Raw genomic sequence first — 11,286 nt, 5'->3', positions numbered from 1 at the left:
GTGCGGGCGCGTCGGTTGGACAGGCCGATGTTATAGGCGGCCGAGCCGGAGGTGTCGGCGTGGCCGACGACCAGGACGCGCGTCGGACGGCCCGACTTGGCGTAGTTGGCGGCCTGGGTGACGACGGAACGGGCTTCGGCGGTGAGGTCGGAGCGATCCCAGTCGAAATAGACCACGAACTGACGCGCCGGCGGGGTCGCCGGCGGCGGCGGCGGGGGCGGCGGGGGAGGCGGCGGCGGGGGCGGCGGCGGGGGCGGAGGCGGCGGAGGCGGCGGAGCGTCTTCGGCGCCGAAGCTGTAGCGCGACTCGTCGACGTAGTTGAACTCCTTCAGCTTGAACTTCGCCTGCTGCAGATAGAACAGAAGAAGCGCAAAGAGGATGGTGACGACCAGCAGGCAGACCAGCAGCACGGGCGTCGAGACCCCCATGAAGCCCTTCTGCTTCGGCGCGTCGTAACGACTGCGGTGATAAGTGACGTCTGTCATTGCACCTCGCGCCTATTGCGTCGACTGGTCTTCGCCGACCAGGGCGACACTGTAGAAGCCGTTGTCCTGGAGCGCGTTCATGACCTGCATGAAATCGCCGTAGCGGACGTTCTGGTCGCCGCGGATGAAGATCCGCTCGTCGGCGGGGTTACGGCTGCCGATCTGGTCGGTCAGGTCGGTCCCCAGCGAACCAACGTCCGATCGGAAATCGCCCACGAAGACGTCGCCGTCGTTCTGGATCGAAATATAGACCGGCTTCGGCGGGTTCGGCTGCGGCTTAGCGACCGCGATCGGAAGTTCCACTGGCACCGACACGGTGGCGAGCGGGGCCGCCACCATGAAGATGATCAGGAGGACCAGCATGACATCAACGAAAGGCGTAACGTTGATCTCGCTGTTGGCCTCGATCTGGTACTTGCCACCGCCGCCGGATGAAAGCTTGGCGGCCATCTGGATTACGCCCCCTTGTCGAGTTGACGCGAGATCGAGTTGATCAGCTCAGCGTTGAACCCGTCGGCGCGAGCGCCGTAGGCAGCGATGCGGGTGTTGAAGTAGTTATAGAAGATAACCGCCGGGATAGCCGCGAACAGGCCGATACCGGTGGCCAGCAGGGCCTCGGCGATACCCGGGGCGACGACGGCCAGGTTGGTCGTGTTCGATTCCGCGATGCCGATGAAGGAGTTCATGATGCCGTACACGGTGCCGAACAGACCGACGAACGGACCGGACGAACCGACCGAAGCCAGGAACTGCTGACCGCCCGAGATGCGCTTGGCCAGACCGGCCTGAACGGCGGTGACGGCCGCTTGGGCGCGGGCCAGGGTGTCGTGGCGGTGCTCGCCGGTGACCGACAGGCCGGCCTGACGCGACAGGTCGACTTCTTCGGTGGCGGCGGCGGCCATGTCGGCCAGCGGGTTGCCTTCATATTCCTCGGCGGTCGCGATCGCCTTCATGTCGGCGATGGTGCGGGCGCCGCGGAAGTTCTCCAGGAAGGAGTCAGTCTTGCGGTTCAGGGCGCCGAACTCGAACAGCTTGATGAGCAGCAGGGTCCACGAGAAGATCGAGGCCAGCAGCAGGCCGGCCATGACGACCTTCACGACCACGGTCGCTTCCATGAACATGGAGATCGGGGTGATGCCGCCGCCGTGACCGCCGCCGACGGCTTCGCCGACGGACGCGGGATCGGCTTCCGGAGCCGCAGCGGCGGGCGCCGCCGGAGCCATCGCCGTTTCGGCGGCCGGAGCGGGCTCGGCCGGCGCTTGCGCCAGAACCGGCGTGCTCGCCATGAGGACGGCGGCGCCGGCCATGGCGAGGAGGATGTTCGTCTTTTTGCTGTTCAGCATAATTCGCCAGTTCCTGCTTGGTCTGACTCGTGGAACCAAAGGTTCGGCCATGTCACCGGCCGTCCCCCAACCTGAAATGTTTCCTTCGGCGTCTCTTGTCCCGAGCTGGAACCCGACCCGCCGAAAAACGAGCGAGGACCCGTCCGGTTGCCCGGCTGGCCCCTCCTCCGATGGCGAGTGTCGGAAACCATTCCCTCGACCCGCCGAACTCCACCCAGAAAGTTTACTCTGGGAAGGCGTCCCGAAACCCTTTGGCGAACCGTTACCAGAGCGTCAAGGGCGAAGAGCGCGATTTCGCCACCGGAAGGGTTACGGGCGAAGTCTTGCTCAGCGCGCCATCTAGGCGGTCGATCACGACATTTTCGTGATGCGACGACGGCGAACAGCGCAAGCTTGTTCGAAACCGACGTGGGCAGGGTAAAATGATGCGGGGAAGATGGTGCCTGGAGGCGGATTCGAACCACCGACACGCGGATTTTCAATCCGCTGCTCTACCAACTGAGCTATCCAGGCGCCGCTCGGCGTCGCGAGAGCGGCGTCTATAGGCGAGCCGCTTTCGGGTGTCCAGCGTCGGTTTCAGTCCTTTTGCGGTTCTTCGTCCGCGCCCTCTGACGGCTCGCCCGCAATGACGTAGGAACCGGCGAACCAGCGCTGCAGATCGAGGTCCGAACAGCGGCGCGAGCAGAAGGGCTTGTACTTAGGATCGGCGTCCGCCTTGCGGCAGATGGGGCACAGGGCCATGCGTCAGTCCTCCTGAATACGGCCGCGCCCCGGCGCGACGGACGGGTCCGCGACAACGGCCGCGCGGGGCCCCAGGGCGGCGACCAACGGCTCGACCGCCGCCTTCTCTTCGGGAGCGCAACGCGCGACGATGCGGGCGGATGCGGTGTCCGTCAGCAGCCGCCGCCTCAGCTGGCGCGCCAGGGCCTGGGCGCGCGTGCGCACGGACGGGCTCAGCACCTCTTCGACCGGGGTTCGGGTCCATGACAGGGACAGCTGGGCCAGGCCGAACCGGCTCACCGGACCGAACGCCGCCTGCGGAAACTCAGAGAAGGCCGCGCGGACGGCGCGGGACAGCGCCTCTCCATCGCGTCCGTCGCCGACCGCGTCGATGATCACCAGCCCGCCCCAGCCCTTTAAGCCGATCAGCCGGGCGGCCTGGCGCAGGCCCTCGGCGTTGGCGCGCGCCCGTCCCTTGGCCGGATCGCGGCCGGGCGCGGGGGCATGGTCGATGTCCACGGCGACCAGGGCGCGGGTGCGCTGCACGGCCAGGTCGAGGCCGTCGGCCGCAAACGCATGGACCTCGGCTAGCGCTTCCGATTCGGCCTCAAGGGAGGCGTCGATCGCGGGGACGCCCGTCAGAATCGGCGCGTCTGGCGCGAGGCGACGCAACGTCTGCACGATCGAGAGACCAGATTCGAGCAGGCGCGGCGCCCCCTCCCCCGGTCCCAGGCGACGAACGGCCGCACCCTTGCCGTCGCGCGGCTCGGCGACGACCGCCACCTCGATCCGCGCGCCCTGCGCCAGCGAATCGTTACGCCCCAGCGGAAGAAAGGCGTCCGGCCCGGCGCCCAGGTCGACGAAGGCGGCGCGCAGCCCAGGAATAATCTGCGTCACCCGGCCAACCGATCTCGCACCCAATCGATGCTGGGCCGCCTCCTCCTCGCGATGGATCAGAAGATGGGTATAGCGGCCGCCGCGCGCGATCACGCCGCGCGTCTCTCCCGGCGTGTCGTCGAGAAAGACCTCCACGTCGGCGGCGCCGGTCATGGCCGCCAGCCGACGCCGTTCAGCAGTTGCACGGCTTCATAGAGCGGCAGTCCCATCACGGCGGGGTGGCTGCCGACGATGCGCTGGACGAAGGCGCCCGCAGGCCCCTGGATGCCATAACCGCCGGCCTTTCCCCGCCAGTCGCCGGTCGCGACATAGGCGGCGATCTCGGCGTCCGACAAAGGCTTGATGCTGACGCGGGTTTCGCAGACCCGCACCGACAGGCGCCCGTCGCGAACCACGGCCACGCCGGTGTGCACGCGGTGATTTCGGCCCGACAGAAGCTTCAGAAAGCGTACCGCCTCGGCCCCGTCGGCGGGCTTTTCGAGCAAACGACGCCCGACGGAGACCACGGTGTCGGCGGCGATGACGACGGCCTCGGGCCGCCGGGCCGCCACCGCCTGCGCCTTGGTGACCGCCAGGCGTTGCGCCAGCCGTGGCGGCGTTTCGCCCTTCAGCGGCGTCTCGTCGATGTCGGCGGGGTCGATGTGGTCAGGACGAATCCCGACCTGCGCCAACAGTTCGATGCGGCGCGGGCTGGCCGAGGCCAGCACCAATTCGGGACGGCTCACGAGAGCCCGCCCTTACTTGAAGCGATAGGTGATGCGGCCCTTGGTCAGGTCATAGGGCGTCATCTCGACCAGGACCTTGTCGCCGGCCAGGACGCGGATGCGGTTCTTGCGCATCTTGCCGGCCGTGTGGGCGATGATTTCGTGATCGTTCTCGAGCGTCACGCGAAAGGTGGCGTTCGGCAGCAGTTCGCTGACGGTGCCGGGAAACTCGAGCAGTTCTTCCTTAGCCATGCGGCCTCTCACGCCCGTCGAAAACGACATCGGCCCCACGCCGGGCGGGCGCGTGGGGCGGAACGGACGGGCCTAATGCCCGAAAATGCACAGATAGTCGAGGTCAGCCGCGACGGTAGAGGGCGCACACCAACGTGAAAAGCCGTCGGGCCGTCTCCCGGTCCAGCGCGACCTTGCCCTCCAGCCGTTGCGTCAGCTGGTCGGCGCCCTCGTTGTGCAGCCCCCTGCGACCCATGTCGACGGCCTCGATCTGGCTGGGCGAGGAGCCGCGCAGCGCCTCGTAATAGCTGTCGCAGATCAGCAGATAGTCGCGCAGCACCGTCTTCAGCGGGGTCAGGCTCAGGGCGTAGGTGCGCGCGAACGCCGGGCCAGTGATGTCGAACACCAGCCGGTTGTCCTGCAGCGACAGCTTCAGCGCATAGGGCCCGCCGTCGGCGTCGACGGGCTGGAAGCTGTTCTTCTCGACCAGGTCGAAGATGGCGACGCGGCGCTCGTGCTCGATCTCGGCGGTGGCGGCCGGCAGAGTGGCGGCGTCCAGGTCCACCGAGGTCAGGACGTGCGGGCCGCTCACGCCTCGGCCTCGCCCAGATGGGTGGGGGCGACCCGCGCCGGCCAGCGCTCGGAAATGTCGGTGACCACGGCGTCCAGGCATTCGACGTCCACCCGCAGGTCGCCGCCGCCGGCGAACATCAGGATGACCCGCCCGCCCGGCGCCTCGCCCGGCAGGAAGTCCAGCGCCAGCAGTTCCAGCGAAGCGTCGGGATTGCGCGGCAGGCGGCGGCTCTTGACCGCCGTCACGTCGCCGAACTGCATCGCCGAGCGCACGCGCGTGCCGCCGCATTCCCAGCAGAAGCGGCTGAACGCGATGGTGACGGTGCGCGCCTGCTTTTCCCAGACGATGTCGATGGGGCGCAGGATCGCATCCTGCAGCGCCGCGGAGATGATCTGCAGATCATCGGCGTCCTCCGCCAGCAGACGCAGCGGCTCGACCGGCGCGTCGGAAGCGGGCGCGGAGGCGTCGATGTCAGTGCTCATCACCTGTTTCCTTGATCCGGCGAATCGAAGCTCCGCAGGCGCCGAGCTTCTCCTCCAAACGCTCGAAACCGCGATCCAGATGATAGACGCGCCCGACCGTCGTCTCACCTTCGGCGACAAGACCCGCGATGACCAGACACATAGAGGCGCGAAGATCGGTCGCCATCACCTGGGCGCCGTGCAGAGCCTCGACGCCGGAGACGTGCGCCTCGCCTGCGTGGACGGCGATGTCCGCGCCCAGCCGCGCCAGCTCCGGCACGTGCATGAAACGGTTCTCGAAGATGGTCTCGCGGATGGTGCTGACGCCCTCGGCCGTGGTCATCAGCGCCATGAACTGGGCCTGCAGGTCGGTGGCGAAGCCGGGGTAGATGGCCGTTTCGACGTCGACCGCCCTCAGGCGCTGCTTCGGATCGCGGCGGATCATCACCCCGTCGTCGGTCGGCGTGACCTCGACGCCCGCCTCGACCATCTTGTCGGTCAGCCCCGCGATCAGGTCGGCGCGCGCCTTGGTCAGCCGCACCTGCCCACCCGCCATGGCCGCCGCCACCGCGTAGGAGCCCATCTCGATCCTGTCGGGAATCACCGACCAGGTCGCGCCGCCCAGCGAGGGCACGCCGGTGATGGTCAGGACGTCGGTGTCGATCCCCTCGATCCGGGCGCCCATCGCCGTCAGGCAGCGGGCCAGGTCGCCGATTTCCGGCTCGCGGGCGGCGCGGCGCAGGACAGTGGTCCCTTCCGCCAGAACGGCGGCCAGAAGCGCGTGCTCGGTCGCGCCCACGGACACGAACGGAAACTCGATCTCCGCGCCCCTCAGCCCCTTGGGCGCCGTGGCCGAGACATAGCCCTCCTCCAGTTCGATCGCCGCGCCCAGCGCGGTCAGCGCCTGAAGGTGCAGGTCGACGGGCCGCGCGCCGATGGTGCAGCCGCCCGGCAGCGAGACCTTGGCATGGCCGGTTCGCGCCAGCAGCGGCCCCAGCACGTTGAACGAGGCCCGCATCTGGCGGACCAGGTCATAGGGCGCGAAGGTGGAGGTCAGCTCGGCGGCGTGAAACAGGCTTTCCTGACCATCCGCGCCGTCGGTCTCGGTGACCTCGACGCCGAACTGGCGCAGCAGCTGTCCCAGAAAGCGCGTATCGGCCAGACGCGGCATGTTGGTCAGCCGCAGCGGTTGATCCGTCAGGATCGAGGCGGCCATCAGCTTGATGGCGGAGTTCTTGGCGCCGCTGACGGGAATGTCCCCGTTCAGCTGGGCGCCGCCCTGAATGGCGATGCTGTCCATGACGTCCTTGAAGCGCCCGGATCGAACGCCGGGATCGCCTCTCTAGCAAGCGGTCGCACCGGCGGGAAAGGCCGCCGACCGATGAACTTCAGTTGCGGTCCTTGAGCGGCGCCGCCGGTCTGGGCGCCTTGCGACGCCGCAGGTTCTCGCGCAACGCCGAGGCCAGCCGCGCGGCCCGTTCCATCCGCGCCTTGTCCGCCGCCGAAGGCCCTGATGATTCGGATGGATTCGGCGTCGTCCCCGCTCCGGGCGGCGTATCGGCGTCATGCGGCGGCTGGGTCATGGCGCGATCATGGCGCGATCCGGGATTCTGTCCAAACTTTCTTTGCTCAGGTCAAAAACGGGCTTCCATCGCCGGAAGGGTTTGGCTATACGGCCGCTTCCTCAGTCGGGGCCGCCGTAGCTCAGTGGTAGAGCGCATCCTTGGTAAGGCTGAGGTCGGCAGTTCAATCCTGCCCGGCGGCACCATCTGAGACTGAAAAGGCCCGGCGATCCGCCGGGCCTTTTTCGTTTTCGGCCTTCGCTCAGTCGGCCAGCATGCCGCCCCAGCGGGGAGCAGTCGGCCAGGCGTCGCGTTCCTGGTCCCGATCCTTCGACCAGGAAAATCCCATCGACAGGGTGCGGCTGTCGCCGCCGTCATAGCCGCGATAGCGGCCCAGGCCGTACGCCGGGCCATAGGTCGGACCGAACGCGCCGGGATAGCCCCAGTAATAGGGTTGGTTGCGGCCCTCTCGGTAGGCCAGGTCCAGGCGGCCGTTCTCGCCCACCGGCACCGACACGGCCGCGCCGTAGCTGCGATAGCCGCCGGTGCCGATACCCGCCTCGACCATGCCGTGAATCTCGCGATCGTCAGTCGGCGCGGCGGCCACGGCTTCTTCGAAGGACGGCGCCCGTTCGCGCGCCGCCAGCCAACGCTGGATCTGCTCCTCGGTGGTCATGCCGTGCGGCGTGGCGTCCTGGGCCGTCGGGGCCGGCGCGGCGACCGGCGCCGGGGCGGAGGCGACCGCGGCCAGGTCCAGCGCGCCGGTCGGCGCCGTGGCCACCACGCCGTCGGGATCGGCCAGGGCGGCGATGGTCAGCAGGCTGGCGATCAACATGGTCGATAATCCTTACGCTGGCGCCATCCTATCACGGCGATTGCGGCCAAGGTCAGGCCTTTCCGTCGCCCCGACCCAATGGGTCCGGCAGAGGCTCGCCCTCGGGCACGAAGGTCAGCGCGACGGAGTTGATGCAGTACCGGTCGCCGGTCGGCGGCGGGCCGTCGGGGAAGACATGGCCCTGATGGCTGTCGCAGCGGGCGCAGCGCGTCTCGACCCGGACCATGCCGTAGCTGGTGTCGCGCACCGCCCGGACGTTGGCCGGATCGACCGGTTCGGTGAAGCTGGGCCAGCCCGTGCCGCTTTCGAACTTGGTGCGGCTGCGGAACAGCGGCAGGCCGCATTCGCGGCAGCAGAAGACGCCCGCGCGCTTCTCGCCCAGCAAGGTTCCGCAGAAAGGCGCCTCGGTGCCGTGCGCCAGCAGCACCCGCTTCTCCTCCGGCGACAGATCGGCCTCCAGACGGGCGCGCTCCTCGTCGTTGGGCGGCGTCAGGTCGAAACCCGAGGAGGACGGCGGGGCGGAGCGCGTGTCAGTGTCAGTCATGACAGGCAAATAAGAAGGGCCGGGCGGAGGTTCCACCCCCCGCCCGGCCCCGCCTTGCACGATCAGAACAGGCGGCGCGCCTTAGAACAGCGCGCCGACCCAGGTCCGCACGGCCGCCTCGTCGGTCGGGTCGCCCGTGTAGGCCAGGCCCTGGGCCGGGACGAAGGGCGCGTCGTTGCCGCGCTCGCGCGTCATCCAGGCCTTGTGGCCGTAGCTGAGCTCCGCATAGTTCGACGGCAGACGCAGCACGGTCGGCTCGATGAAGATCGAATCCTCGGCCGTGGTCGATCCGGCCAGACGCACGTTCGGCAGGCGCGTCAGCAGGTCCAGCGTATCCAGGCAGCCGCTGGTGCAGCCGCCGTCAACCAGGACGACCACCTGACCCTGCACCGGGTTGGCCGCGCCGGTGTCGGGCACGGAAGGACGGCCCGGCAGGGTGAAGGTCGCCTGATTGGCCGCCAGGGCGGAATCGAAGGCGGCGACGATGGCCTGGGTCTGCTCGATCACCGGCGCCGATTCCTGGACGAAGCGCGGATCGGCCTGCATCCGGGCCAGGGTGTCGACGAACCACTGACGGTTGGCCGGCGTGGCCCGGTAGGTGATGGAGCCGGCCTCGGGCTGGCGGCTGACGGTGAATTCCGGCGTCCAGATGCGGTTGGCCAGGCCATAGCCGCGCGAGGTGGCGTTCAGCGAACCGCCGTTGGCGCCGCGCAGGTCGATGACCACGCCCTGCGGCCCGCGGATCGCGGCCAACTGCCCTTCGATGGCGGCGTAGAAGGCGTCCCAGCCGGCGTCGTCGGCCAGGCTGTGGACGTGGATCCAGGGACGGCCGTCGACGGTTTCGACCGCCAGCGGATTGGCGCCTGGCGTATAGACGCTGGCGCGGTAGGCGGCCTCCATCGCCGCGCGATCGACGCCCTGGGGCGGCAGGCGATAGTCGCGGGTGCGGCGCCCCTGCTTGAACTGGCACTCGCCGGTCGGGACGCCGCCCGCGAAGGGGTTGTTGCGGTTCCACAGCAGATAGGGCGCGGTGCGGACCTTGCCCGCCTCCGTCGTCAGGTCGCCTTCCCAGCGGTCCAGCTTTTCGGAGGCCATTTCGGCGGCGGTCTCGTCGCCGCAGCCCACGAAGACGGCGCCGACCGGCGGCAGGCCCCGCACGCCCGGCTGCACATAGGAGACGACGTATTCGCCGTTGCGCCAGGCCGTGGCCAGTCCCGGCCAGCCGATGGCGAAGAACGGCCCCAGGCCGTCGTAGGTCGGGCGGATGGCGATGTTCGAATCGCGGAAGCCGTTGGCGTAGAAGCGCATCAGATAGGCGTGGCTGTCGCCGCTGTTGACGCGGCCGACCTGACCCAGGGCCTCTTGCAGGCCCGTGTCGATCCAGGCGCGGAAGTCCTCGCCCGCGGCGCCGGGCACCACGGCGGCGGGGTGGTTGGCGGCCAGCGCGTCATGCGCGGCCTGAAGGTCCTGCTGCGCCAGAGCGCGGAAATCCTGGGCGGAGGCGGCGCCGGCGGCGAGGGCCACGGCCAGGGCCGAGACGGCGGCGAACATGCGGGTCATGGGGGAACTCCTGGAGCCTGCTCACGAAGGGGGCGGCGACTTTAAAGCTTAACGCCCCCGTGCTTGCCAACCCCGCGCGCCCCCTTTTCGCCGCCGCGCCGCCTTGGATGCGGCGATGCGGCGCGGGTCAGAGCGACGCCGGCGCAGGCGCGGTCGGTCCGAACAGGCGCCGGAAACTGTCGTGCAGGGCGCCGTCCGCATCGTCCATCGCGGCCAGGACGCCCAGGTCGACCAGGCTGGTCACACCATGCTCCTGGATGCCGCACGGCACGATGCCGCCGAAGTGGGACAGGTCCGGTTCGACGTTCAGGCTGACGCCGTGGAAGGTCACCCATTTGCGGACCTTCACGCCGATTGCGGCGATCTTGTCCTCGCGCGACCAGCCCGCGCCCTTGCGCTCGACCCAGACGCCGACACGGCCGTCGCGCACGTCCGCCGGAACGCCGAAGGCCGCCAGCGCCCCGATCAGCCAGCCTTCCAGCCCGCGCACGAAGGCCCGCACGTCGCGCCCGCGCCGGTTCAGGTCCAGCATCACATAGGCCACGCGCTGGCCCGGCCCGTGATAGGTGAACTGCCCGCCCCGCCCCGTTCGATGGACCGGGAAGCGCGCGGCGTCTAACAGGTCCTCGTCCCGCGCCGAGACGCCGGCGGTGTAAAGCGGCGGATGCTCCAGCAGCCACACCATCTCGGCCGCCTCGCCCGCCGCGATGGCGGCCACGCGCGCCTCCATGAAGGACTCGGCGGCGGCGTAGTCGACGGGCTGGGCGGAGACCGCCCATTCGACCGGACGGTCGTCGTCGCGAAACAGCGTCCTGGACGGGGGACTTAACGGCTCGGCAAGCATGACCCTTCAATGTGGGCGGCGGGGCGGTTGCGCAAGGGCGCGCGCCCGAGTGAACCGGACCGTACCTTGAGCCAGATCGAAGCCGTCGACGTCGAAATCTCCGTGGTGCTGGGCCGTTCGGTGCTGCCGATGTCCCAGTTGCTGCGCATGGGCCGCGGCGCGGTGATTCCGCTGGATGCGTCCGAGCGGGACGAGGTGTGGATCCTGGCCAACAACCATCCGGTCGCGCGCGGCGAGATCGAGATTCGCGACGACCGCATCGCAATCACCGTGACCCGCCCCGCCGACGTCTATGACTTCATGGCCGGCGCGGCCTAAGCCCGGTCCGGGCGACCGCGTTTCTGGCACTAGACACCCGCCGCCCACTCGTCTATTCGCCGCCGCTCCGATGCGAGCGGTCGTGGCGGAATTGGTAGACGCGCAGCGTTGAGGTCGCTGTGTCCGCAAGGACGTGGGGGTTCAAGTCCCCCCTCGCGCACCGAGGACGAAGGCCCCGGAACCACACAGTTCCGGGGCCTTCGTCCTC

General features: G+C 69.1%; 14 protein-coding genes, 3 tRNA genes and 1 pseudogene. 3 read left to right on the top strand and 15 right to left on the bottom strand.

What is annotated here, in order from left to right; genetic code table 11:
• The 11 genes and pseudogenes from B2U11_RS03285 to murA form a co-directional block, all read right to left on the bottom strand.
• Nucleotides 1-302 (bottom strand): annotated as a pseudogene (locus B2U11_RS03285) (OmpA family protein); the annotation flags it as partial.
• A 195-nt stretch (nucleotides 303-497) separates the two neighbouring features.
• Nucleotides 498-935, bottom strand: a complete 438-nt coding sequence (locus tag B2U11_RS03280) for a biopolymer transporter ExbD (RefSeq protein WP_287897151.1) — start codon at nucleotides 933-935, stop codon at nucleotides 498-500.
• A 5-nt stretch (nucleotides 936-940) separates the two neighbouring features.
• Complete coding sequence (locus B2U11_RS03275) at nucleotides 941-1,828, bottom strand: MotA/TolQ/ExbB proton channel family protein (RefSeq protein ID WP_292069930.1); 888 nt, start codon at nucleotides 1,826-1,828, stop codon at nucleotides 941-943.
• A gap of 437 nt (nucleotides 1,829-2,265) precedes the next feature.
• Nucleotides 2,266-2,341: transfer RNA gene (locus tag B2U11_RS03270), tRNA-Phe, on the bottom strand.
• Nucleotides 2,342-2,404: 63 nt separating this feature from the next.
• Entirely contained in the window at nucleotides 2,405-2,569 is a 165-nt protein-coding gene (locus tag B2U11_RS03265; RefSeq protein WP_292069929.1) for a DNA gyrase inhibitor YacG, read from the bottom strand.
• A 3-nt stretch (nucleotides 2,570-2,572) separates the two neighbouring features.
• Entirely contained in the window at nucleotides 2,573-3,598 is a 1,026-nt protein-coding gene (locus B2U11_RS03260; protein WP_292069927.1) for a ribonuclease E/G, read from the bottom strand.
• Entirely contained in the window at nucleotides 3,595-4,170 is a 576-nt protein-coding gene (locus B2U11_RS03255) for a Maf family protein (RefSeq protein ID WP_292069926.1), read from the bottom strand. Before B2U11_RS03255 ends, B2U11_RS03260 begins: the two co-directional genes overlap by 4 nt.
• A gap of 12 nt (nucleotides 4,171-4,182) precedes the next feature.
• Nucleotides 4,183-4,401: a translation initiation factor IF-1 gene (gene infA, locus B2U11_RS03250; protein WP_008261544.1), complete on the bottom strand. Its 219-nt coding sequence runs from the start codon at nucleotides 4,399-4,401 to the stop codon at nucleotides 4,183-4,185.
• 103 nt (nucleotides 4,402-4,504) lie between these two features.
• The gene (locus tag B2U11_RS03245; RefSeq protein ID WP_292069925.1) at nucleotides 4,505-4,972 is read right to left on the bottom strand and encodes a UPF0262 family protein; all 468 of its coding nucleotides are present in this window, start codon (nucleotides 4,970-4,972) and stop codon (nucleotides 4,505-4,507) included.
• Entirely contained in the window at nucleotides 4,969-5,436 is a 468-nt protein-coding gene (locus B2U11_RS03240; protein ID WP_292069924.1) for a DUF2948 family protein, read from the bottom strand. The genes B2U11_RS03245 and B2U11_RS03240 overlap by 4 nt, the downstream gene beginning before the upstream one ends.
• A complete protein-coding gene (murA, locus tag B2U11_RS03235; protein WP_292069923.1) occupies nucleotides 5,426-6,715 on the bottom strand; it encodes a UDP-N-acetylglucosamine 1-carboxyvinyltransferase in 1,290 nt (429 codons plus the stop codon). The genes B2U11_RS03240 and murA overlap by 11 nt, the downstream gene beginning before the upstream one ends.
• A 393-nt stretch (nucleotides 6,716-7,108) precedes the next feature.
• Here murA and B2U11_RS03230 point away from each other — a divergent pair.
• A tRNA-Thr gene (locus B2U11_RS03230) sits at nucleotides 7,109-7,183 on the top strand.
• 56 nt (nucleotides 7,184-7,239) lie between these two features.
• Here the strand turns inward: B2U11_RS03230 and B2U11_RS03225 are convergent.
• The 4 genes from B2U11_RS03225 to lipB all read right to left on the bottom strand — a co-directional run bounded on the left by B2U11_RS03225 (nucleotide 7,240) and on the right by lipB (nucleotide 10,760).
• Nucleotides 7,240-7,812, bottom strand: coding sequence for a hypothetical protein (locus B2U11_RS03225; RefSeq protein WP_292069922.1), 573 nt, complete (start codon nucleotides 7,810-7,812; stop codon nucleotides 7,240-7,242).
• Nucleotides 7,813-7,864: 52 nt separating this feature from the next.
• A complete protein-coding gene (msrB, locus tag B2U11_RS03220; protein WP_292069920.1) occupies nucleotides 7,865-8,356 on the bottom strand; it encodes a peptide-methionine (R)-S-oxide reductase MsrB in 492 nt (163 codons plus the stop codon).
• An 81-nt stretch (nucleotides 8,357-8,437) separates the two neighbouring features.
• On the bottom strand, nucleotides 8,438-9,916 hold the full coding sequence (locus B2U11_RS03215; RefSeq protein WP_292069919.1) for a S41 family peptidase: 1,479 nt from the start codon (nucleotides 9,914-9,916) through the stop codon (nucleotides 8,438-8,440).
• 127 nt (nucleotides 9,917-10,043) lie between these two features.
• Nucleotides 10,044-10,760, bottom strand: a complete 717-nt coding sequence (gene lipB / locus B2U11_RS03210) for a lipoyl(octanoyl) transferase LipB (protein WP_292069918.1) — start codon at nucleotides 10,758-10,760, stop codon at nucleotides 10,044-10,046.
• A gap of 66 nt (nucleotides 10,761-10,826) precedes the next feature.
• Between lipB and B2U11_RS03205 the strand changes: the two genes are divergently transcribed.
• Together B2U11_RS03205 and B2U11_RS03200 are read left to right on the top strand one after the other, a co-directional pair.
• Entirely contained in the window at nucleotides 10,827-11,078 is a 252-nt protein-coding gene (locus B2U11_RS03205) for a FliM/FliN family flagellar motor switch protein (RefSeq protein WP_250202403.1), read from the top strand.
• Between the two features lie 72 nt (nucleotides 11,079-11,150).
• A tRNA-Leu gene (locus tag B2U11_RS03200) sits at nucleotides 11,151-11,238 on the top strand.
• Nucleotides 11,239-11,286: the final 48 nt, after the last annotated feature.

Origin of the sequence: Brevundimonas sp. UBA7534 (assembly GCF_002479325.1) — a bacterium.
GTDB lineage: Bacteria > Pseudomonadota > Alphaproteobacteria > Caulobacterales > Caulobacteraceae > Brevundimonas.
Note: the sequence above shows the minus strand (reverse complement) of the source record. Positions and strands in the feature narration are given on the sequence as shown.

Coding starts and splice junctions, on each gene's coding strand:
- B2U11_RS03215 (WP_292069919.1), bottom strand. CDS start 9,916: ATGACCCGCATGTTCGCCGCCGTCTCGGCCCTGGCCGTGGCCCTCGCC.
- B2U11_RS03225 (WP_292069922.1), bottom strand. CDS start 7,812: ATGTTGATCGCCAGCCTGCTGACCATCGCCGCCCTGGCCGATCCCGAC.
- B2U11_RS03265 (WP_292069929.1), bottom strand. CDS start 2,569: ATGGCCCTGTGCCCCATCTGCCGCAAGGCGGACGCCGATCCTAAGTAC.
- murA (WP_292069923.1), bottom strand. CDS start 6,715: ATGGACAGCATCGCCATTCAGGGCGGCGCCCAGCTGAACGGGGACATT.
- B2U11_RS03280 (WP_287897151.1), bottom strand. CDS start 935: ATGGCCGCCAAGCTTTCATCCGGCGGCGGTGGCAAGTACCAGATCGAG.
- lipB (WP_292069918.1), bottom strand. CDS start 10,760: ATGCTTGCCGAGCCGTTAAGTCCCCCGTCCAGGACGCTGTTTCGCGAC.
- B2U11_RS03275 (WP_292069930.1), bottom strand. CDS start 1,828: ATGCTGAACAGCAAAAAGACGAACATCCTCCTCGCCATGGCCGGCGCC.
- msrB (WP_292069920.1), bottom strand. CDS start 8,356: ATGACTGACACTGACACGCGCTCCGCCCCGCCGTCCTCCTCGGGTTTC.
- B2U11_RS03240 (WP_292069924.1), bottom strand. CDS start 5,436: ATGAGCACTGACATCGACGCCTCCGCGCCCGCTTCCGACGCGCCGGTC.
- infA (WP_008261544.1), bottom strand. CDS start 4,401: ATGGCTAAGGAAGAACTGCTCGAGTTTCCCGGCACCGTCAGCGAACTG.
- B2U11_RS03260 (WP_292069927.1), bottom strand. CDS start 3,598: ATGACCGGCGCCGCCGACGTGGAGGTCTTTCTCGACGACACGCCGGGA.